This window comes from Tenacibaculum crassostreae (genome assembly GCF_964512405.1).
Taxonomy (GTDB): domain Bacteria; phylum Bacteroidota; class Bacteroidia; order Flavobacteriales; family Flavobacteriaceae; genus Polaribacter; species Polaribacter crassostreae.
Map to the genome: position 1 here is coordinate 121,442 of NZ_CAZELE010000007.1, position 22,645 is coordinate 144,086.

A 22,645-nucleotide genomic window follows, 5' to 3' on the forward strand; every position below is an offset into this window, starting at 1 on the left:
TTCTAAACTTGTAGAAATGCAACTATCAAAAACCGAAGAGCAAGTAATGCAATTATTGTGGAAATTAGACAAAGCTTTTATGAAAGATTTATTAGCTGAATTTCCTGAACCAAAACCGGCAACCACCACTGTTGCTACCTTACTAAAAAGAATGCAAGAAAAAGGTTTTGTTGATTATACGTTGTTCGGTAAATCGAGAGAATATTTTCCGTTAGTGAAAAAATCCGATTATTTCTCAAAACATGTAAACGGATTGATTAAAAACTTTTTTAACAATTCTGCAAGTCAGTTTGCTTCGTTTTTTACTTCTGAAACCGATTTAACAGTGAGTGAATTAGAAGAATTAAAAAAATTGATTGACAACCAAATAAAACAGCAAAAAAATGATTGAGTTTTTACTAAAATCAACAGGTTGTTTAGCAATATTGCTAGTGTTTTATCACTTAGTTTTAGAGCGTGAAAAAATGCATCAATTCAATCGCTTTTACTTATTAGGAAGCGCATTGTTTTCATTTATTGCTCCGTTATTTACTATCACAACTCAAATACCAATTGAAGTAGTTGAAGTTCCTACCGAGTATATTGAACCCGTAGTTTTTAATCAGCAAATCATCACAGAAACTCCTATAAACTATTGGAACATCATTATTGGAATATCAATAGTTATATCTTCTGTTTTAAGTGTTCGATTTGTATTAAACTTACATAAAATCTATAAAAAAATAGCTTCAAATTCAACTATAAAACTTGAAAATGCTGTGTTGGTTTTGGTTGATGATGCTATAAGTCCGCATACATTTTGGAACCATATATTCATCAATAAAGAAGAATACCATTCAAACAAAATAGAAACCGAATTATTTACACACGAACTTACACACGTTACTCAAAAACACACGTTTGATGTTTTGTTGATTGAAGTGTTAAAAATTGTGTTTTGGTTCAATCCGCTATTCTATTTCCTAAAAAAATTAATGCAACTAAACCATGAATTTATTGCCGATGAAAAAGTGATAAATTCTTGTAAAAATATTTCTGAGTACCAATATTTATTACTGAACAAAGCTGCTTGGAACAACGATTATTACTTGGCCAGTAATTTGAATTATTCATTAACAAAAAAACGATTAGTTATGATGACTACTAAAACATCAAAAGTCAATAATTGGCTAAAAAAGTTGGCGGTACTACCGCTACTTACAGGAAGTATTTATGTTTTTGCTGAAAGAGTAGAAACCTATGAAAAGGTAAACAATAACGAGTTTTTAGATACTGTTATTGAGAAAAAAGAAATATCTGACATGCAAACTTCAAATACTTCTGAAATACTAACAGATATCAATAAAAAACTCAAAGATGCAAACTCTTTAAAAATGAGTATTACTAATAATAACGTATCTGAAAATTTTATTGCTTCAGTTGAAAGAGACGATAATTATGTTTTCTTAAAATGCTACAATTGTGAAAGATGGGCAGGACTAGAAATCCCATTAAACAAGGAATACACCATTACAGATTGGGGATTTTCAACAGATAAACACGTAGAAATTGGAAAATATGCTTTTACCATTAAAGCAACAAAAAAAGAAGTTATTTTAAAAGGAATAAAAAACATTTCTTGGAATAGCATAACACCTCCTTTAAATAACAAAAAACATTTCTTTAATCAACAAGGATCTCTTGAATACCAAAAAGATAATTTGGAAAAAGCAATTAAGCAATATACTAAATTAGAAGCCCCAACCTTGTTTATTGATCAAAAAACTAATAACTATTACTTAAACAACAGATTAATAAATATTGAAAATATCAGAAGTGAATTCCTTAAAGAAACTAAAGGAGAAAAATCAAATTTAGAAATTTTTACTACTGGAAAAGTTTTGATGTCTCTTATAAAAACTATTCGTGAAAAACTGAGTAAAGAATATTTGGATGAAATTATACTAACCAATAGCAAATCATATATCTATAACGATGGAACTTCTTTAAAAACTTCAAAAATCGGATATGATTCAAGAAAAAACAAAGATTCCATTCCAACATTAAAAAGAATTGTTAATCGTAAAAATGAAACTTTTACTTACACAACAAAAGGCGGTAAAACGATTACTAAAAAATTCTCTGAATTAACAGATGAGGAAAAGAAACTAATGCCTCCGCCACCAGCACCCGTAGTTTTAAAAGAGAAAAAATTAAGTACTAAATTATTTCAAGAGCTAAAAAACTCAAAGAAATATGCTATTTGGATTGATGGAAAAGTAGTAGATAATAATGCACTAAACAGTTACAAAAACACCGATTTTTACAATTACTCTGGTAGTTTTGTTCATAAAAATGCTAGAAGTAAACGTTTTCCACAAGAATATCAATATCAGTTAAACACAAAGAAACATATACTGAAAATTAAAAAGCAGTTGCCTCCTCCACCCCCACCTGCTAAAGATTTTAATAAAAAACCTAAAACTGGTTTTATTAATGCAAAAAATCAAACATTATATTATGTAAAAAATGAAAAAGGAACAACCTATTACAACCGCTGGGGGCAGGAAGTAACGAAAGAAGGTGAAATTATCAATCCAGAGCAAACTGCTTCTGACAAAGTTATACCTGGTCAAAACATCACCAAAGTATATAAAGATGATAAAGTAGTAAGTGAATTTAAAAGAAGTAATTTACCTCCACCTCCTCCAAAAGCTATTTTTCCAGAAGTAAAAAAAGGAGAAGAATCTAATATTCCACCTCCACAATCAAAAGAAAAAACAAAGAATAAGTGGGTAGTAGGAAACGAAGTACATGTAGTAGAAGATGTCAATACCGAAACTGGAACCGTTTATAAAAGAAGAGACCTAGTTAGTAAACCTTCATCTATAAATAATACTGAGTTTGTAGAGTTGGATGAAAATTTTAAAAAGAATTATTTCATTGAGGATAAAAAAGTATCTAAAAAAGAGTTTTTTAAGCATCTTGAAAACAATAAAGAATATCATTATGGTTCAGCTTACACTGATAAAGAAAAAAGCGCTTTAAATATGTATATTTCAAAAAGTGAAAATAAAATTATTGAATTAATGCAAAAGGGATATTAAAAGTTTTGTTAAAAGCCTCACAATGTGAGGTTTTTTTGTAACATTATTTTAAAACTATCGTTCTTATTGTATAAGCTTATATTAATGATAAAAGATTTTTTCATTCTTTGCTCTGGTGTAGATCAAAACTTAATTAAAGATTGTGCTAACGGAGAACAAAATAAATACGCTGGTATTGGTGCTACTATTTTTTTCACTGCGTTAATGGCTACCATTGCTTCTGCATACGCTTTATACACAGTTTTTGATACTATTTATACTGCTATTTTCTTCGGGATTATTTGGGGATTGTTAATTTTTAATCTCGATAGGTTTATTGTATCCACTATTAAAAAAAGAGATTCTAAACGTCAGGAAATTGTGCAAGTTATTCCACGTTTATTACTCGCAATGATAATTGCTGTTGTGATTTCAAAACCGTTGGAACTAAAGATTTTTGAAAAGGAAATTAATCAAGTTTTGTTAACAGAGAAAAACCAAATGACACTTGATAACAAAACTCAAATCGCACAACAATTTACGCCAGAAATTGAAAAAATAAATTCAGAAATAGCTTCTTTAAAAGAGGAAATTGCTACTAAGGAAAATGAAGTGAATTCATTGTATGAAACCTATATTTCAGAAGCAGAAGGAAGAAAAGGTACTAAGTTAATCGGAAAAGGACCTGTTTATAAAGAAAAAAGAGAGAAACACGATGCTGCTTTAAAAGAATTAAATCAGTTAAAAACTGATACTGCAGAAAAGATAAAAGCTAAAGAAGAAACTGTTACCAACTTAGTTCAACAACAAAAAGAATACGAGACGAAAACCCAACCTATTATTTCTAATTTTGATGGGCTAATGGCTCGCGTGAATGCCTTAAACAAACTTCCTTGGTTGCCTTCATTTTTTATTTTTTTGTTGTTTTTAGCGATAGAAACTGCTCCAATTTTTGCAAAACTAATCAGCTCAAAAAGCGAATATGATTTTAAACTAGAAAACGAAGAATCCAAAATCCGAACTTGGATTCAGCAACAAGTACACCAACGAGAAGCTATTTTACAAACCGATAAAGACCTTAACGATAAAATTTATTCCGATTTAAAAACAGAGGAAGAACTGTACAATTACAAACAAAAAATGGCTCGTAACCTACTAAAATTACAAGCGGATTCTTTTTATAAAAATCAGCAAGAGATTTTATAATAAAAAAACATATTTTTTTCTACTTTTGACTCAAGAAAACAAAATGAATCAATTGCATGAAAAAAACCAAAAAAACTATCTTTTTGATAGTTACTCTCCTATGTACTCAACTCTACTCTCAAAAAAACATTAATCTTTCTTCATTATTTATTCCACAAGAATTAAAAGAAGATGCTAATGCTGTTGTTAGACTTAACCACATAACCGTAAACATTGAAGCGGTAAATAAACAAACAATACATAAAAAACGTATAGTAACCGTATTAAATAAATTAGGTAACACTCATGTTGATGCCTACGCTCATTATAATGATGACACAAGGGTTACAAAACTTACAGCTGTTATATACGATGCGCTAGGAAATAAAATAAAAAAATACGCTAAGAATGATTTTTTAGATGTTAGTGCTGTTGATGATGTTTCTTTATATTCAGATTCAAGAGTGAAATATTTAGAACACACACCAACATCATACCCATATACAGTAGTTTTCGAATCTGAAGAAACTAATTCTTCTACGGGATTTATTCCTAGATGGTTTCCTGTTGAGAACTATAATTTAGCTATTGAAAAAAGCATATATACTTTTAATAACCCGCAAAATATTCCTTATCGAAAAAGAGAACAGAAATTTAAAGGATATAATATTCAACAATCTACAGTAGAAAACGGTATAACCTACACTCTTTCAAATCAAAAAGCTATTGATTACGAAAGACATTCAGTAAACATTGATGAATTCCTTCCTAATTTAAAAATAGCTTTAAACGAATTCTCTCTAAAAAACATTCAAGGAAAAGGAGAAAATTGGAAAGAATTTGGAAAATGGATGTACGATGATTTATTAAAAGATAAAACCGAACTAACTCCATCAACTATTGCTAAAGTAAAAGACCTAACAAAAAATGTAGAAGATCCAATAGAGAAGGCTAAAATTATCTACAACTATGTACAAAATAAAACTAGATATATTAGTGTACAAATTGATATTGGAGGTTGGGAACCTATAGCTGCAAATAAAGTAGATGACGTTAGTTACGGTGATTGTAAAGGATTAACTAATTATACAAAAGCTTTATTAGACGCTGTAAATGTTGAATCATACTATACTGTAGTTTATGCGAAAAACCGAAGAAATATAGATAAAGACTTTACTTCTATAGAAGGAAATCATGTTATTTTAAACATCCCTAATGAGGAAGAAGATATTTGGTTAGAATGCACTAGTCAAACAATGCCTTTTAATTTTTTAGGTGATTTTACTGATGATAGAGATGTTTTAGTAATCACACCAGAAGGTGGCCTAATAAAAAGAACTCCTGCATATATTAATGATGATAATTTACAACTAATAAATGCTACCATTGAACTACTTCCTAACGGAAGTATCTCTTCTTCTTTAGAAAGAAAATCATACGCAACACAATATGATGATAAATTCTATATTGAGGGTTATACTGAAAAAGAACTGTCTAAATATTACAAAACTCAAGTTTGGGATTATAACAATAATTTAGAAACAAATAATATTCAACTGAACAACGATAAAGACAAAGTTGAATTTACAGAAAAGTTAGATATAAAAATACAAGATTTTGCTTCAATTAGAGACAACAATTACCTATTTAAATTGAATATTTTTAATCGAATAACAGGCATCCCAAAACGTTATAGAACTCGATTAAGACCTTTAGAAATTGATAGAGGTTTTACCGATAAAGATGAATTTACTTTTAAAATTCCGTCGGGTTATACAATTACTACTTTACCTGAAAACAAAAAAATCACCAACAAGTTTGGTGTTTATTCCATTTCGTTTAAAAAGATAGATGAGACATCTTTCACCTACAAAAGAGAATTTTCGCTAAAAAAAGGAGTATTTCCTAAAGAAGACTACAAACTATACCGAAACTTCATAAAGGAAGTTGTAAAACTCGATAATTTAAGAACTGAATTAATTAAAAAATAAAAGCTATGAAAAATATATTATACCTATTCATTATTCTATTTACATTACAAACTAAAGCTCAAGAAATTAAGTTTGGAAAAGTGTCAAAAGAAGAATTAGAAGAAAAGTTTTATCCTTTAGACTCTACTGCCGATGCAGCTTATTTATTAAAAAAAAGAAGAACTTACTTCCAATATGATACTAATGATGGTTTTGTTGTTGTAACTGAATATCATGAACGTATAAAAATTTACACAAAAGAAGGTTTCAATTACGCTACAAAGAAAATAACTTATTACAAACCTGAATCAGGAGATACTGAAAAAATTAGCTCAATGAAGGCTTACACTTTTAATATCGAAGATAGTAAAATTATAGATGAAAAAGTTTCGAAAAAAGATATTTTTGACGAACAATTAAACAAATACAGAAGCCAAAAAAAAATAACATATCCAAATATAAAAGAAGGTAGCGTTATAGATTTAAAATACACCTTAACCTCACCATATTGGAACATTAAAGCTTTAAATTTCCAATACGGAATACCAGTAAAACAATTAGATTATGAAGTTGAAATTCCTGAATATTTCATTTTTAGTAAAACTTCAAAAGGATATTATCATATCCCTCCTAAAGAATCTAAAAAAAATAAAACTATTACGTTTAGCTCAAAATCTAGATCTGGTGGTGGCTGGACTCCTGTTAAAACAACTTACCATTCTTCAAAGGTCGACTATACTTCTAAAGTAAGTGCTTTTTTTCAAAAAAATATCCCTGCTATCAAAGAGAACGAACCTTATTCAGGAAATATTAATAACTACAGAGGAGGTTTAGAGTTTGAATTATCTGGAACAAATTTTATTAAAGTTGGCGGGAGCTATAAAAATTACACTACCAATTGGGAAGACGTAAGTAAAACAATTTATAAATCTTCTAGTTTTGGTAATGAACTAGATAAAACAAATTATTATAAGAATGATTTAAACACTATTGTAAACTCTGCTAAAAATGATTATGAAAAGATAGCTTCTATCTTTCAGTTTGTCAAATCAAAAATTAAATGGAATGGTTATAATGCTAAATATACAGAAGATGGTGTAAAAAAAGTTTATAAAGAAGGAGTTGGTAATGCTGCTGAAATTAATCTAATTCTTACCTCTATGTTAAGAAGTGCAGGATTAAATGCAAATCCTGTTTTAGTAAGTACTAAAGATTATGGGATACCTTTATTCCCTACTCTTGATGGCTTTAATTATGTTACTACCAAAGTTAATTTTTCGGATGGAACGTATATTTTACTAGATGCTACCGAAAAATATTCCTTTCCAAACATTTTACCTTATAGAAATTTAAATTGGTATGGCAGAGAAGTTCTTAAAGACGGTTCTTCACGACAAATCAACCTAATACCTTCAAACCATGCAAAAGAAAACAACATTTTACATGTTAAACTTGATGAATCTGGATCTGTTGAAGGGATGCTACGAAAAACATTTTCAGATCATAACGCTATGTTTTACCGTCAAAGAAATAACGTTATAAAAGAAGAAGATGTAATTACAAATTTAGAGGAAAAATATACTATTGAAATTGATGAGTTTAAAGTTCTAAACTCAGAAGACATATCGAAACCTATCGTACAAAACATCAAATTTAACGGAGAAGATTTTATTGAAGGAATAAATGATAAATTATATTTCTCGCCGTTATTCTTTTTAGCTACTAAAGAAAACCCTTTTAAAGCAAAAGAAAGAAATTTTCCTATAGATTTTAGTTTGCCTTGGCAAGATCAATTTTCAGTTTCAATAACGATACCTGAAGGATATACTGTAGAATCATTTCCTGGAGATTTAGCTATTGGTTTACCTGAAGGCATGGGAATTTTTAAATACAAAATAATAACTCAAGGAAACAAAATTAAGTTAAACTCAATTATTCAATTTAATAAAGCTATAATCCCACCTCACTACTATGAATCTGTAAAAGATTTTTATAAGCAATTAGTTGAAAAACAAACAGAGAAAATTATTTTAATTAAACAATAATGAAAAAGACATTTTTACTATTGTTATTCCTTTTTAGTCTTTCTATTTTCTCTCAAAAAAAGAGATCTACTAAAATAGGCAATGTTAATATAGACGAACTCAAAATGAGTACTTATGAAAAAGATTCAACTGCAAATGCGGTTGTTCTTTTTGAACATGCTAACTATTATTTAGACGAAAGTAAAGAGTATAAAAAAACTACCGACTACTACTTCAAAATAAAAATCTTAAAAAAAGAAGGTGCAGAAAAAGCAACAATTAAAATACCTTTTTATGGAGAAGAAAAAGTTCATTCTATAAAAGGAATAACTTATAATTTGTCTGAAAATAACTCAGTTCACAAAACACATTTGCTAGAAAGTAAAATTTACACAAAAGATCTTTACACTAAATGGAAAGAACTCACTTTTACTTTACCTAACATTAAAGAAGGAAGTGTTATTGAATACACTTATTCTATTACATCTCCTTATTCAAAAATAGACGACTGGTACTTTCAATCTGATATTCCTAAAATTAAAAGTGATTTTACCGCTTCTATTTTAGGAAACTGGAAATACAATATCCGAATTATTGGATTCCTTAAACTTATTAGAAATAATGCTTCTGTTAAAAAAAACTGTATTAGTATACCAGGATTAGGTAGTGGTTCTTGCTTAATTTTAGAATATGGTATTGATGATATTCCAGCTTTTAAAGAAGAAGACTACATGCTTAGTAAAGAAAACTTTATCTCTAAAGTTTCTTTTGAGCTTGAATCATATTCGAACCCTAGAGGAGGTGTAGAAAAATTTACAAAAACTTGGAAAGATGCTGATCGAAGTTTAAAATATAATTTTTTAGACAACCAAATATCTAAAAAAAACTTCTTTAAAAAACAGCTTGATCCCAGTATATTGACTACTATTAATGATTTAGAAAGGGCAAAAAAAGTATATAGTTTTATTCAAAATCATTTTCATTGGAATGAAAAGTATTGGCCTTCTAGAAAAGTAAGGATTAAGGAAGCTTTTGAAAATAAATCAGGTAATATTTTTGATATAAATTTAGCTTTATACAATTCTTTACAAGCTGCTGAAATTGAAAGTTACTTAACGCTTACTTCTACAAGAAACCGAGCAGTACCAACTAAACTTCATCCAGTTATTGATGAATTTAACTATCTAATAGTTAAAATTATAGTTGATAATAAAACCTATTTCTTAGATGCCACAAAAAAACAACTCCCTTTTGGCTTAGTTCAGTATCAAGCTTTAAACGGAGATGGACGTGTAATGGATTTTAAAAAAGGTAGCTTTTGGGAAACCATAACTTCAAACAAAAAAACGTATAGAAACACAAAGGCTCAATTAACTTTAAATGATAATAATGAGTTAAGCGGTAACTTAATGATTTCGAGTGATGGTTATTTTGCAGTTAAGAATAGAGATAAATTAAGCTTAAAAAGTCATGAAGATTTTGTTGAAAATTTTGAATCTGACCATTCAAATATAGAAATTGAGGATTTTGATTTTAAAAACATTAAAGATAATGACAAGGCTTTACATCAAATATATAACATAACATTTGATGAAGTAGATTTTAAAAACAAGCTACGATTAAATCCTTTTTTAATTAAAAAACACACAGTAAACCCTTTTAAACTTAACACAAGAGAATATCCAGTAGATTTTGCGTATCCAAGAAATGACACTTATATGTTATCTCTAAACCTACCAGAAAATTACACAATAAAAAAACTACCAGAAAACAAAACTCTTTCATTACCTAACAAAGGAGGTAGGTATATCTTAAGCTATAGAAAAAATGAAAACACCTTAACCGTGTATGCTAAAATTAGCATCAATAAAAAAGTATATAGTAGTGAAGAATATCATTATTTAAAAGAGTTTTATAATCAAATTATAAAATCTCAAGATGTTTTTATTGAAATTGAAAAAGTGAGCGAATAATTCGTTCACTTTTTTTTTATAAAACGATAGTATTCGAATTCTTTACTTCACCAATGGTAAAAATACTGTGTGTGCTTCCAATGTGTTTTAATGCGGTAAGCTTGTTTACCATAAACTCACGATATTCATCCATGTCTTTTACATATATTTTTAAAATATAATCGTAATCTCCACTTACATGAAAACATTCGGTAACTTCTTGTAATTTTTCAATTTCTCTTTCAAAAACTGAAATATATTCTTTGGTATGCTTTTCTAATTTGATATGGCAAAAAACCAAAAATGACTTTCCTACTTTGTTCTTATTTATTAATGCTACATACTGAGTAATAACCTTTTCTTTTTCAAGTTTTTTAATTCTTTCATAAACAGCAGTTACCGATAACCCAAGCTGTAAAGACAATTGTTTTGTGGTTTGCTTACTATCTTTTTGTAGTAAAGTGATTAGTTTTTTATCAATAGTATCAAGTTTCATCTGAAAAAATTACGTTTTAAAAAGACCTATATCTAAGAATTTAATTTCAAAATCTAAAAATAATTCATTTTAAAGAAAAAATATCTATAAATAAAAATTATTGTTGATTTTTAATCAAATAAACATGTTTTTTATAGTCTTAAAAACAACTAAACACTTTTATTATGGATTTTAAACCTGCAGACAATATTCAAGACTTACAATATTTTGGAGAATTTGGTGGTGTTAACCCGTCAATTTCTGATTCTTCTACCTACACTTTCTTATCAGCAAAAACAATGTTTGATACTTTCGAAGGTAATACAGATGGATGTTATTTATATTCTCGTCATACCTCTCCTTCTAACCTATATTTAGGTCAAGCATTAGCTGCTATGGAAGGAACAGAAACTGCTAACGTAGCTGGTTCTGGAATGGGAGCAATTACACCTACTATTTTACAAATTTGTGGAAATGGAGATCATATTGTATCAAGTAGAACTATTTATGGAGGAACTTATGCTTTCTTAAAAAACTTCACTCCTAGAATGGGGATTGAAACTTCTTTTGTTGATATCACAAAACTAGATGTAGTTGAAGCCTCAATAAACAAAAACACTAAAATGATTTATTGTGAAACCGTAAGTAATCCATTATTAGAAGTTGCAGATATTAGAGCTTTAGCTGATTTAGCTAAAAAACATAACTTGAAATTAGTTGTTGATAACACATTTTCTCCATTATCAATTTCTCCAGCTCAATTAGGAGCCGATGTGGTTATACATAGTTTAACAAAGTTTATTAACGGATCATCTGACACTATGGGTGGTGTAGTTTGTGCTTCTGCTGATTTTATCAACTCTCAAAAAAGTGTAATTGATGGGGCGAGCATGTTATTAGGTGCTTCAATGGATTCTTTACGTTCTTCTTCAATCTTAAAGAATATGAGAACCTTACATATTCGCATGAAGCAACACAGTAAAAACGCTGCTTTTTTAGCTGAAAAATTTGAAGCTGACGGATTAAAAACTGTATATCCTGGTTTACAATCACATCCTTCCCATGAAGTTTTTAAATCGATGATGAATGAAGAATATGGCTTTGGCGGAATGTTAACTATTGATGCTGGTTCTTTAGATAAAGCAAATGCTTTAATGGAATTAATGCAAGAGCGTAACTTAGGATATTTAGCTGTAAGTTTAGGTTTTTATAAAACGTTATTCTCTGCACCGGGTACGTCAACCTCTTCAGAAATTCCATTAGATGAACAAGCTGAAATGGGATTAACTGACGGTTTAATCCGTTTTTCTATCGGGTTAGATAATGATATTGAGCGTACTTATGAAATGATGAAAGCTTGTATGAAAGAAGTTGGTGTTTTATAAACTTCACTTTCATTAATAATAAAGAGATTGTCTAAATAGTAACCTTTTATGTCATTACGAGAAATTTTTATTTCGAAGTAATCTTATTAATTAACAACTTGATTTTTATAGATTCCTTCACTTCATTCGGAATGACGAATTTTTAGACAATCTTTTTTATTTCCCTTTAATTCGTTTCCAAAATAATTGTAAATCTTTTTCTGAAGGTGGTTTTCCTTGAAAAGGAAGAATATCCCAACGTTCACCTTCTTTTTTCAAATCGAAACTAAAAACTGATGAGCTAGCATCCTCTGCATTTAGTAACGGGTATCGTAAATCGTTGTACTTTATTCCCTTTGTTGAATCTATTCTAACCAAATTGAAATATCGGTTACTAAACCAAGCCAATCGTTTAATATCTGGATGATTAACATCAATTAAATCATGATTTTTTGGAATAGTTAAAATCGTATCTACTTCATTTTTTGAATCTAACAACGAATAAAAACCTACTTTATAGTTGTTAGAAGTTTCTGCAATTCCATACCATAAAATATTATTAAATATCGTAGGTTGTACCGAAAATCGACTATAATCAATATCCGATTTTTTAAATGATTTTTTAAAAACCGTGCCTACATACAACTTATTTCCAATAGTAAACAACATGTAAGCAGAACTAATATAAATTCCTGCTTTATTCCACTTACCTCTCTTAGTATTTCTTCTATTGAAAAACATAGCGATAATTACACATAGCAAAAACGGAACAGTGTACATTGGATCAACAACTGAAATAGTATTAAACGCTACTCTATAATCAGAAAAAGGCAAGAACAATTGTGTTCCGTAAGGTGTAAAACTGTCTAAAATTGGGTGCGTAAAAATGGATAGAAAAAATAACCAAATCCAATCTTTTTGAGTGGTTGTATCTTTCCGTTTTCCTGTATTATAGAGTTTAAAAAAAAGATAACCGAAAGCAAAAGCTCCTAAAAAAGCAAAAACTATTGAGTGCATAAACCCTCGATGAAAAGACATAGCATCTATCTCATTTCCGTAGAGCCAACTTCCCACAAAAACATCTAAATCGGGGATAGTACCACCAATTGCCCCAAAAAGCATTGCTTTATTTCCTATTTTCTTTCCCAAAGCTACTTCACCACAAGCAGCTCCTAACACAATTTGAGTTAATGAATCCATAAGCAGCAAATGTAGTAAACGTATTCTATTTGTGTAATTCTTTTCAAAATCGTAACATTACACTCCAAAAATTACTACACATGCAAGACGATAAAAACTTATCTGAAATAAAAATAGAAGACCAAAAAATAATTGACAATAAAGAGTTGAATATTTGGGAAGCTTTAACCCCTGTAATCATCTTAATGGGTTTATTAGCTTATAATATTTTCTTTGCTGATGGTGCTTGGTTAGGAGACTACTCAAATCAATACATTTTATTAATTGGAGGTTTAATTGCTGCAGGTGTTGGTTTTTTCAATAAAGTATCGGTACAAAGAATGGTTGCTGAAGTTTGGGAAAACTGGAAAAGTGTTTTTGTTCCTATTATGATTTTATTTTTGGTAGGTGCTTTAGCTGGAACTTGGTTAGTAAGCGGAATTATTCCAGCCATGGTATATTACGGTTTACAAGTATTAAGTCCTGCAATATTTTTACCTGCTTCGGTTATAATTGCTGCAATTATATCTATTGCTACGGGGAGCTCTTGGACAACCTCAGCAACCGTGGGTATAGCTTTAGTAGGAATTGGAAGTGCTTTAGGAATACCTACAGGAATGATTGCTGGAGCTGTAATTTCAGGAGCGTATTTTGGCGATAAAATGTCTCCGCTTTCAGACACTACAAACTTAGCGCCAGCCATGGCAGGAACCGACTTGTTCACCCACATAAAATACATGGCATATACAACGGTACCTACAATTTTAGTTACTTTAGTTTTATTCTCAATTTTAAGTACAACTATTGATACTACTGGTAGTGCAGATATTAGTAATTTATTAAATTCTATTGATAACTCTTTTAATATTACTCCACTTTTATTTATTGTTCCTGTGGTCGTAATTGCAATGATTTTACTAAAAACAAAACCTCTAGTTGCCTTAGGTACAGGAGTTGTTTTAGCTGGTGTTTTTGCTTTTATTTTTCAAGGTGATGTTTTAGCAGGATTAGGAGAATCTAAACTTCAATCAGTTATTAATTCAATTTTTACTGATACTCAAGTAAAAACAGACAATGAGAAATTGACTGAATTATTTAGTGCTGGTGGAATGAAAGGTATGTTATGGACTATCTTTTTAATTGTTTGCGCCATGGTTTTCGGTGGTGTTATGGACGCTATTGGTGCTTTAGCTAAACTTACCAAAGCATTACTTTCTATCGCTTCTTCTGTATTTGGATTATTTGCAAGTACGGTTGTGAGCTGTTTAGGATTAAATGCAATTGCATCCGATCAATACTTAGCGATTGTAATTCCTGGTAAAATGTTTAAAAAAGCTTATGAAGACAAAGGCTTAGCTCCTGAAAATTTAAGTAGAACCTTAGAAGATTCTGGTACGGTAACTTCGGTTTTAATTCCTTGGAATACGTGTGGAGCATACCAATCTGGAGTTTTAGGTGTTGGTGTTGGAGAATATGCACTGTATGCGTTCTTTAATTATTTAAGTCCGTTTACAACCTTGTTATTCGCTGCTTTTAGAATTAAGATTAGACAACTAACTTCAAAATAACATAACAACCTCTCTTTTTTGAGAGGTTTTTTTATTATGATTGTTTCCGCTACAAAAAACGATGTTCAAGATTTAACACAAATTGCTTTAATTTCTAAAGCGTATTGGGGATATACTGAAGAACAAATTCAATCTTGGACGGAAGATTTGACGGTAACTCATAAAATGATTGAAGAAATGATGGTGTTTAAATTCATTTCAAACAACAAAATCGTTGGCTTCTACATTCTCAACCAACCCAAAAATAGCACTATCGAGTTAGAGTTTCTATTTGTACATCCAGATTCAATTGGTCAAAAAATTGGTAAGCAATTATTAACACATGCTATTGAAAAAGCTATTTTGCTAAATGCAAAAGCTATGACCTTATTAGCTGACCCTAATGCGCAAGCATTTTATGAAAGTCATGGATTTATTTCAACAGGAAAAAAAGAAAGTTCTATTCCGAATCGGTTTTTACCAATAATGAAGAAAGATTTAATAAAATAGAAATTATTAAAAGTAACCAAGGAGTTCCGTGTAAAAACACATCAAACCAATCCATAAATTGCATAGCGTGTTCTCCTGAAAAAGCATTTCCTCCAGCAATCCATTGTAGTTTACCAACAATATGAGGTGGTTTAAATGGCGCCAACCCTAAAGTTAAACTCGCTATTAAAAACAGCTTCCAGTTGTGTTTAATTTGATTTTTCATTTCTTAATTGAGGATTTTTAACTAAGGAGAAGATAAACAACAAGGTTACATGAATAATTATTACTAGAAACAGTCTGAATAATTTTCCTAAACCAAAAAGATCTTCTCCCCAAATATACTCATCTAAATAAATTATGGGAATAGTATAACTAACAAATAATAAAACATTTAAAAAAACAAATTGTTTAATCTTCTTCCAAGGATAAAGAAGATAAATACAAAATATTATTAGAATTGCTGTATAAAGAAAAATAAAGACAAACATATTGTGGTTAAATAAACCAATTCCATACGACACCAAAACGAATCACAAAATCGCGGTACGGATAATTTGGTGCAGAAAAATAATTTTTATCTAACACAAACGAACTAATATTATCTGCTTTAAAATAAATACGCGTTCTACGTACTCTTGCGTTAAAAAACAAGTCAACCGTCGGATAACCAATTTCTGTATCGTTCTGTATGGTAAACTCCGCTAATAACGGATTATAAGCATTTGCCTTGTACTTAGAAAAATATTTAAAGGTAGCACCTATTTGCACTAGCAAAGGTTTTCCCTTAAACCACTCATCAGTATAATACAACGTATTACGAGTAACAAACTCAGGAACTCTAAAAACTTCTTCTCCGTTTGCTACTTTTTGATACATCAGCGTATTGTCTAAAGCAAACTTTCCGAAGGTAAACTCTTTAGAAACTTTTGCTTTTAAATAATTCACATCTCCTGAATATTGTTTTGGTTTTCCGTTTTCATCAAAATATGTGTAATTGCTAATATTAGAAATATCTAAAGAAGCATTTCCCCATTTAGAGTTGATATCTCCACCTAAAGTTCGCGTACCAACTTGCTCAAAATTATTTTCCCAGTTATAATCGTCATAACTACTTTGGTGCAATAGATAATTAAAATTAGGTGATTTATTGCTGATACCTAATCTACCTTTAACAGTTAACACGCTATCTTTTTTATAAAAAGCTTCTCCTGAAATATAGTTTCCTGATAAACGACCGCTACCTGGAGTTAAACTCCCAGATGCATTTACGTGAAAGTTTCCAACACGCCCATTCCAATCTGCACCAAAAGAAACGGCATCACCTTTTAGTTTGTTTTTTGTAATTCCAACAGTATTGTTTTGTAAGTACTCGTATCCATAACTATATGAAGACAACTCTGTTTTTACTCTAAATTTCCCTAAGACATATTTTGAATTGAAGTCTAAAAACAGTTGGTTATTGTACAACAAATAATCCGTTTTGTTATTAATTCCGCCAGATGTGTTTGCTTTTCCAAAAAAGTCGGTAGTTACTGTACTTTGTTTAAATCGATACGATTTAGAATCTCTGGTAAAAGCATGACCTAGTTTTAGATTTGAAAAATCTTTTTGATTCGTAGTGTCTTTTGATGAAAGTAATTTAAATGTATGTTCAAAATAAATACGTTTTGCATCAAGGTTATTTTCAGCATCATTCAAATTCACATCCATTCGCTCTCTATTTTTACTAAAGTTAGGATCATCATTTAGAAAAGCTTGTAACGAAGTTGCTGTAAGTCCTCCACTTTCTTGATTCAAAAAATCTTGATTTGCTATATGTCCTCTTATTGCATATTGTCCTTTCGGTCTTTCGTAATGAAAACTCACCCTAAAATTCCCTGAACTTGCTAAAGAACGTCTGTATTTCCCTAAAGAACGAATACCTTTATAACCAATAGCCACATTAAATCTCTTTGAAAAATTTGCAGTAAAAAATGCATCTAAAACCTGACCTTGTTCCAAACCAGTGCGATACATAATTTCTGTAGTAGGTGTAGGAACTTGATAGTATTTTACATCTTCTATAGCTGAATAATTAAAAAACTTCGAGCTAAAACCAATATCTGGAAATCGAGAGATAGTGGTGAAATCGTATGCTAAATTGTTAAATGTTTGTCCTTGGTTATGAAATGCTAACAATTCAAAATTGTCTTTTCTTAAAAAATTAAATTTGTACTCTTTTTGGATTGTAAGTGTAGTGTCTACAATCGTTGTGTCGTTTTTATGAGATATTATTTTATAATCAGTGTACTTAGTTTTTCCACTTAGTTTTACTTTGATTTCATTTTCAGGCAAAGAATCTGTACTTTGATTAAATCCTCCTCTACCTCTTCCCAAGCCTTTATCTATAGATCTTATCTGAGCAAAGAAAACTTGAACGCTCATCAAACAAAAAAACACTAAAAAAAAATTCCTCATAACAGCAAAAGTAAAATAATTTAACGACAAAAATCATGAATAATTTCTTTGAAAACTGTTAATTTGTAGCATGTTGAAATTAAATTATAGCGGATATACTTTAGAAGCAGGAACCGACGAAGCTGGCAGAGGTTGTTTATCCGGACCCGTTGTAGCTGCAGCTGTAATTTTACCTGACAATTTTCAGCATGAATTATTAAACGATTCCAAACAGCTTTCTGAAAAGAAACGTAAAGAATTACGCCCTTACATAGAAGAACACGCCTTAGCCTTTGGAGTATCTTTTATTCACCAAGAAGAGGTGGATGAATTGAATGTTTTGCAAGCCTCAATTACAGGAATGCATCGTTCAATTGATCAATTAAACGTAAATCCTGAATTTATAATTGTTGACGGAAACAAGTTCAAACCTTTTCAACAAGTTCCACATCAAACTATTGTAAAAGGTGATGCTAAATTTATGAGTATTGCAGCTGCATCTGTGTTAGCTAAAACGTACAGGGATGAGTATATGGAGAAAATCCATGAAGAATTTCCGCAGTATAACTGGAAAAAAAACAAAGGATATCCAACCAAAGAGCATCGAGAAGCCATTCGTCAATTTGGTGCGACTCCTTATCACCGAAAATCATTCAAATTGTTACCCGAACAATTAAAATTAGAATTGTAATTTTTCTATTTTTGTCATCCAATTTTTTTGAAGATGATTAAAAGAACACGTACCGAAATCAGTAAATGTATTATCCACAAAGTTGCTAACAAATATAATAGCGGACAAAATGCTTTGTCTGAAAATTTGGTGCGTTTTGACGAGGAAAGCTACGAATTATTGCTTCCTTTTTTATTAAAACCTTTCGGTTCGGTTACACAAAGCTATCGTTTTAATCATCATGCCGATGTTCGTTTAAACGAAATCAACAAATACACTTCTGATATTTTTGAAGACGAAAGCAAAGAGGTTTTCATTGAGCATTCAAAAAACATGATTAATCATTTATATGAGCAATCAAACTCCGCAAACATTAAAGCAGGAGATGTTATTGTTGCATATTTTGAGGGTATCGAATATAAAGATGTATTAACCGAAGCTGTCGGAATTTTTAAAATTGAAAGTAAAGTAGATTTCTTTCAAACCTATTTAGATGATGATAGTTTTGATGTAGTGGTTCAAAAAGGAATTTCAACAAAAAAACTGGACAAAGGCTGTTTAATTTTAAATTCTTCTGACGGAGAAGGAACAGTGGTTTTATCGGTAGACAATAACAATTATGACGCACAGTACTGGATTAAGAATTTCTTAAATGTAAAGTATGCAGACGACCGCAATCTACACACTCAGAACTACCTAGAAATGTGCAAGGAGTTTTCTGAAGAAGTTATAAAACCTGAATACGGAAAACAAGAACAAAGTACTTTTTTAGCCAATACTGTTGATTATTTTAAGGAACACGAAAGTGTAGATTATCATAATTTTAAAGACGAAATTTTTGAAGAAGACAAGCACAAAGATTTATTTGAAGATTATAAAAAACACTTCGAAAAATTAAACGATGTGTTAATCCGTAATAATTTTGAGGTTTCAGATGCAGTTTTAAAAAAGGAAAAAAGTAAGTTTAAAACAGAAATTAAACTCGACACCAACATTCAAATTAAGATAGATGTTGACGCTCCTGATGCCTCTTCAGAATATTTAGAACAAGGTTACGACGAAGAGAAAAAAATGAAGTTTTATAAGGTTTATTATAACGCCGAGAAATAATAAAAAAAGCGTCATTCTTAGGAATGACGCTTTTTTTATCAGTCTAATTCTGAAATTTCTTTCTCTAACCTTTTTTCTAAATCTCTTAACTCTTTTAGTTTCTTTTTATCTTGATACCTACTCGAGAAATGATATAGAATACAAAAAATCATATAGACCGATGCACTAAGCATTACCAATTTCAAATAAGAATAATCTGATTTCTCAAGTATAGACTCTTTGTTTGAAGAATAATGTCCTGATCTATAAGTTGGAGCCCAAAAACTAAAAACTATACCAGCAATAACTACTTTCACTCTATGTCTAAGTATAAAGTCCTGTTGCCGAATAATATTTTCTATTTTATACTTTGTCGCTTGTAAATGTTTTTCTTTGTAATGTTTTATCATAGCAATTCAAACTCACTTACTCTTTCTCACTCATTTTCTTTACATAATCGGTAATAATTACGATTTGTGTTCCTTCTACTTTTCCTTCAATATATTTAGCATTTTCAGGATCTAACGATATTCTACGTACCGCTGTTCCTTGTTTAGCTACCATACTAGATCCTTTTACTTTTAAATCTTTAATCAACACTACATTATCTCCCGCTTGTAAAATAGCTCCGTTTACATCACGGTGAATGATTTTTTCACTTTCATCTAAATGATCACCAGTAGCTTCAGCAAAACGCAATTCTTCGTCTTCTAAATACATCATATCTAGTAAATCTTGCGACCAACCATCTTTTTTAACGCGGTGTAACATTCTCCATGCAACTACTTTTACCGCTCTAAATTCACTCCACATACTATCATTTAAACAACGCCAATGATTAGCATCGGTAGCTTCTGGGTTTTCAATTTGCTCTACACAAACACTACAAGCCAACAAACTACCATCAACACCACCTGTTGAAATTGGTGGTACTTCATAAATTGATAAATTTTCTTTTGATGAACATAATTCACATTGATTTCCGCTTCTATCTTGTAATTCTTGTAGTAAACTCATTTTCTTGTTTTTTTGCTTCGCAAAAGTACATTTTTAATTTATATTTAGTCTATGTTATTAGAAAGCGAAAGACTAATTATACGAGATGCTCAAGTGAGTGATGCTCCTTTTTATTTTGAATTGTTTAACGATCCTGATTGGATTGATAATATTAACGACAAAGGTTTACGAACTGTAGAAGAAACAGAGATCTACCTTAAAGATATCTTGCTAAAAAATTTACAGTTAGGTGGACTAGGTTTTTTCACAGTAATTTTAAAAGAAACTAACCAAGCTATTGGTTGTTCTTCTGCTTTACAAAGAGATAATCTGGAATTTATTGATATTGGTTATGGTTTTTTACCTAAAGGAAGAGGAAAAGGGTACGCTAAAGAAGCCACTCAATTAATTATAGAGTATGTAAGAACTACTTTTAAGCAAGAAAAAGTGTATGCTTTTACCCTACCCAAAAACAAGTCTTCACAAAAACTCCTTAAAAACTTAGGATTTAACTATAAAGGACTGCAAGAAATTTTTGAGGGAGAAGAAGATTGTGTATTTGAATATACTTTTTAAAGTCATAAAAATTAAAACAAAAAAGCGGAAAGAATATTCTTTCCGCTTTTTTGTTATCTAAAATCTATTATCCTAAATATAATTCAATTAATCCTTCAGGAGTTGCTACCTCAATAGTTTGATTTTCTCTATCCACTTTTTTGATAAAGTCATCAATCATCGGAATAAAAATTTCTTTACCTTCTCTATCTATTTCAAACAAAGGTTGTGCAGAAGTATCGTTAATACTTACAACTTTTCCTACTTCACCAAAAGAAGCATCAACTACATTGAAACCAATAACTTCATGGTAATAAAACTTATTTCCTGAAAGTTTAGGAAGTAAGTCTAAAGGCAAATACACTTCTGATCGCAAAACAGCTTCGGCATCGGCTTCGGTATCTACATCTTCAAACTTTACTCTAAACATAGTACCTTTACTTAATGAAGATTTTTCAATAAAAAAAGGAACCAGATTATTGCCTAAATCGACAAAAACTGATTCCAAATTTTCGTAAAGATCGGGTTCATCAGTATCTAACTTAATAACTACCTCACCCTTAAAACTATGTTTTTTAACGATTTTGCCAAGATAAAAGCAATCTTCTTTTTGCATCATCGCATTACATGTTTTTATTCTTCGCTATCAGCACCTGTTTCAGCAACAGCGTCCTCGCTATCAACAGCAGGAACAGCAGCAGCGATACGTGCTTCGTTTACAGCTTTTTCAGCTTCAAAAGCTTTTGCTTTAGCTTCTGCTTCAGCTTTTGCTAAACCATCAACTTTACCAGCTACTTTAGCAGCTTTTGCATCTAACCAAGCAGTAAATTTAGCTTCTGCTTGCTCTTCAGTTAAAGCTCCTTTTTTTACTCCACCAGCTAAGTGATTCTTTAATAAAGCTCCTTTGTAAGATAAGATAGCTCTAGCAGTATCAGTTGGTTGAGCACCATTTTGTAACCACTTTACAGCCCCATCAACATCTAAATCGATAGTTGCAGGGTTTGTGTTAGGGTTGTACGTTCCGATTTTCTCTAAGAAACGTCCGTCTCTTTTAGCTCTAGAATCAGCAGCTACTACCCAATAAAATGGTTTTCCTTTTTTACCGTGTCTTTGTAATCTAATTTTTACAGGCATAATTTTAATTTTTAAGGTTCGCGACCTTGATTATTAATAAATCTTACCATCTCGTGATAAGTGGGCGCAAATTTATAAAATCTTTTTTATTTAATCATTAAAAAATAATTTTATTACAACAAAAAAGAGCCTGTTTAACAGGCTCTTAAGAAAAATAAATTACTGAGGTATATTATAATACTCTAACGCTAACTGCGTTTAATCCTTTTCTTCCTTCTTTAAGTTCAAACTCAACAGTATCACCTTCTCTAATCTCATCGATTAAACCTGATACGTGTACAAAATGTTCTGTGTTTGACCCTGACTCTGTAATGAATCCAAAACCTTTAGACTCATTGAAGAACTTTACTGTTCCTTCTTTCATTGTAAAAAAATTATATTAAAGTGCAAATGTAATCTTATTAATTGATTGTCAATCACTTTTTATCATATTTATTTTAAATTTAACCTATTCATAACACTTCATTTTAGTTAACATCAGTTATTCAAGCTTTTATCATACTTTAAAAACT

General features: G+C 30.2%; 21 protein-coding genes. 12 read left to right on the plus strand and 9 right to left on the minus strand.

Annotated elements, in window-relative coordinates; genetic code table 11:
* The first annotated feature begins 16 nt into the window (after positions 1-16).
* From ACKTST_RS10825 to ACKTST_RS10850, 6 genes are all read left to right on the plus strand, one after another.
* Positions 17-391: a BlaI/MecI/CopY family transcriptional regulator gene (locus ACKTST_RS10825; protein ID WP_408047762.1), complete on the plus strand. Its 375-nt coding sequence runs from the start codon at positions 17-19 to the stop codon at positions 389-391.
* Complete coding sequence (locus ACKTST_RS10830; protein WP_408047763.1) at positions 384-3,086, plus strand: M56 family metallopeptidase; 2,703 nt, start codon at positions 384-386, stop codon at positions 3,084-3,086. Before ACKTST_RS10825 ends, ACKTST_RS10830 begins: the two co-directional genes overlap by 8 nt.
* Positions 3,087-3,170: 84 nt before the next feature.
* The gene (locus ACKTST_RS10835; protein ID WP_408047764.1) at positions 3,171-4,271 is read left to right on the plus strand and encodes a DUF4407 domain-containing protein; all 1,101 of its coding nucleotides are present in this window, start codon (positions 3,171-3,173) and stop codon (positions 4,269-4,271) included.
* Between the two features lie 56 nt (positions 4,272-4,327).
* Positions 4,328-6,241, plus strand: coding sequence for a DUF3857 domain-containing protein (locus tag ACKTST_RS10840; protein WP_408047765.1), 1,914 nt, complete (start codon positions 4,328-4,330; stop codon positions 6,239-6,241).
* 5 nt (positions 6,242-6,246) lie between these two features.
* Complete coding sequence (locus tag ACKTST_RS10845; RefSeq protein ID WP_408047766.1) at positions 6,247-8,265, plus strand: DUF3857 and transglutaminase domain-containing protein; 2,019 nt, start codon at positions 6,247-6,249, stop codon at positions 8,263-8,265.
* Positions 8,265-10,217: a DUF3857 domain-containing protein gene (locus ACKTST_RS10850; protein WP_408047767.1), complete on the plus strand. Its 1,953-nt coding sequence runs from the start codon at positions 8,265-8,267 to the stop codon at positions 10,215-10,217. Before ACKTST_RS10845 ends, ACKTST_RS10850 begins: the two co-directional genes overlap by 1 nt.
* Positions 10,218-10,233: 16 nt before the next feature.
* On the opposite strand, the gene ACKTST_RS10855 is transcribed toward ACKTST_RS10850, so the two are convergent.
* The gene (locus ACKTST_RS10855; RefSeq protein ID WP_408047768.1) at positions 10,234-10,692 is read right to left on the minus strand and encodes an Lrp/AsnC family transcriptional regulator; all 459 of its coding nucleotides are present in this window, start codon (positions 10,690-10,692) and stop codon (positions 10,234-10,236) included.
* 164 nt (positions 10,693-10,856) lie between these two features.
* Here ACKTST_RS10855 and ACKTST_RS10860 point away from each other — a divergent pair, with 164 nt between their 5' ends.
* A complete protein-coding gene (locus ACKTST_RS10860) occupies positions 10,857-12,056 on the plus strand; it encodes an aminotransferase class I/II-fold pyridoxal phosphate-dependent enzyme (RefSeq protein ID WP_408047769.1) in 1,200 nt (399 codons plus the stop codon).
* A 156-nt stretch (positions 12,057-12,212) separates the two neighbouring features.
* On the opposite strand, the gene ACKTST_RS10865 is transcribed toward ACKTST_RS10860, so the two are convergent.
* Complete coding sequence (locus ACKTST_RS10865; RefSeq protein WP_408047770.1) at positions 12,213-13,235, minus strand: metal-dependent hydrolase; 1,023 nt, start codon at positions 13,233-13,235, stop codon at positions 12,213-12,215.
* An 80-nt stretch (positions 13,236-13,315) separates the two neighbouring features.
* On the opposite strand from ACKTST_RS10865, the gene ACKTST_RS10870 reads away from it, so the two are divergent.
* Entirely contained in the window at positions 13,316-14,782 is a 1,467-nt protein-coding gene (locus ACKTST_RS10870) for a Na+/H+ antiporter NhaC family protein (protein ID WP_408047771.1), read from the plus strand.
* Between the two features lie 18 nt (positions 14,783-14,800).
* A complete protein-coding gene (locus ACKTST_RS10875) occupies positions 14,801-15,271 on the plus strand; it encodes a GNAT family N-acetyltransferase (RefSeq protein WP_408047772.1) in 471 nt (156 codons plus the stop codon).
* Here the strand turns inward: ACKTST_RS10875 and ACKTST_RS10880 are convergent.
* A complete protein-coding gene (locus ACKTST_RS10880; protein WP_408047773.1) occupies positions 15,222-15,476 on the minus strand; it encodes a hypothetical protein in 255 nt (84 codons plus the stop codon). The two genes, ACKTST_RS10875 and ACKTST_RS10880, sit on opposite strands and share 50 nt — an antisense overlap.
* A 272-nt stretch (positions 15,477-15,748) precedes the next feature.
* A complete protein-coding gene (locus ACKTST_RS10885; protein WP_408047774.1) occupies positions 15,749-17,677 on the minus strand; it encodes a putative porin in 1,929 nt (642 codons plus the stop codon).
* A 103-nt stretch (positions 17,678-17,780) separates the two neighbouring features.
* Between ACKTST_RS10885 and ACKTST_RS10890 the strand changes: the two genes are divergently transcribed.
* Both ACKTST_RS10890 and ACKTST_RS10895 read left to right on the plus strand, forming a co-directional pair.
* A complete protein-coding gene (locus tag ACKTST_RS10890) occupies positions 17,781-18,380 on the plus strand; it encodes a ribonuclease HII (RefSeq protein WP_408047775.1) in 600 nt (199 codons plus the stop codon).
* Positions 18,381-18,413: 33 nt separating this feature from the next.
* The gene (locus tag ACKTST_RS10895) at positions 18,414-19,469 is read left to right on the plus strand and encodes a nucleoid-associated protein (RefSeq protein ID WP_408047776.1); all 1,056 of its coding nucleotides are present in this window, start codon (positions 18,414-18,416) and stop codon (positions 19,467-19,469) included.
* Positions 19,470-19,507: 38 nt separating this feature from the next.
* Here the strand turns inward: ACKTST_RS10895 and ACKTST_RS10900 are convergent, their stop codons facing one another.
* The gene (locus ACKTST_RS10900; RefSeq protein WP_408047777.1) at positions 19,508-19,765 is read right to left on the minus strand and encodes a hypothetical protein; all 258 of its coding nucleotides are present in this window, start codon (positions 19,763-19,765) and stop codon (positions 19,508-19,510) included.
* 109 nt (positions 19,766-19,874) lie between these two features.
* On the minus strand, positions 19,875-20,465 hold the full coding sequence (locus tag ACKTST_RS10905; RefSeq protein WP_408047778.1) for a PhnA domain-containing protein: 591 nt from the start codon (positions 20,463-20,465) through the stop codon (positions 19,875-19,877).
* A gap of 51 nt (positions 20,466-20,516) precedes the next feature.
* Between ACKTST_RS10905 and ACKTST_RS10910 the strand changes: the two genes are divergently transcribed.
* Positions 20,517-21,020 carry a GNAT family N-acetyltransferase gene (locus ACKTST_RS10910; protein WP_408047779.1) on the plus strand — a complete coding sequence of 168 codons (504 nt, stop codon included), beginning with the start codon at positions 20,517-20,519 and terminating at the stop codon, positions 21,018-21,020.
* Positions 21,021-21,087: 67 nt separating this feature from the next.
* On the opposite strand, the gene rimM is transcribed toward ACKTST_RS10910, so the two are convergent.
* The 3 genes from rimM to ACKTST_RS10925 form a co-directional block, all read right to left on the minus strand.
* A complete protein-coding gene (gene rimM, locus ACKTST_RS10915; protein WP_408048089.1) occupies positions 21,088-21,615 on the minus strand; it encodes a ribosome maturation factor RimM in 528 nt (175 codons plus the stop codon).
* Positions 21,616-21,632: 17 nt separating this feature from the next.
* A complete protein-coding gene (locus ACKTST_RS10920; RefSeq protein ID WP_408047780.1) occupies positions 21,633-22,133 on the minus strand; it encodes a 30S ribosomal protein S16 in 501 nt (166 codons plus the stop codon).
* A 172-nt stretch (positions 22,134-22,305) separates the two neighbouring features.
* Positions 22,306-22,497 carry a cold-shock protein gene (locus tag ACKTST_RS10925; protein ID WP_086031585.1) on the minus strand — a complete coding sequence of 64 codons (192 nt, stop codon included), beginning with the start codon at positions 22,495-22,497 and terminating at the stop codon, positions 22,306-22,308.
* Positions 22,498-22,645: the final 148 nt, after the last annotated feature.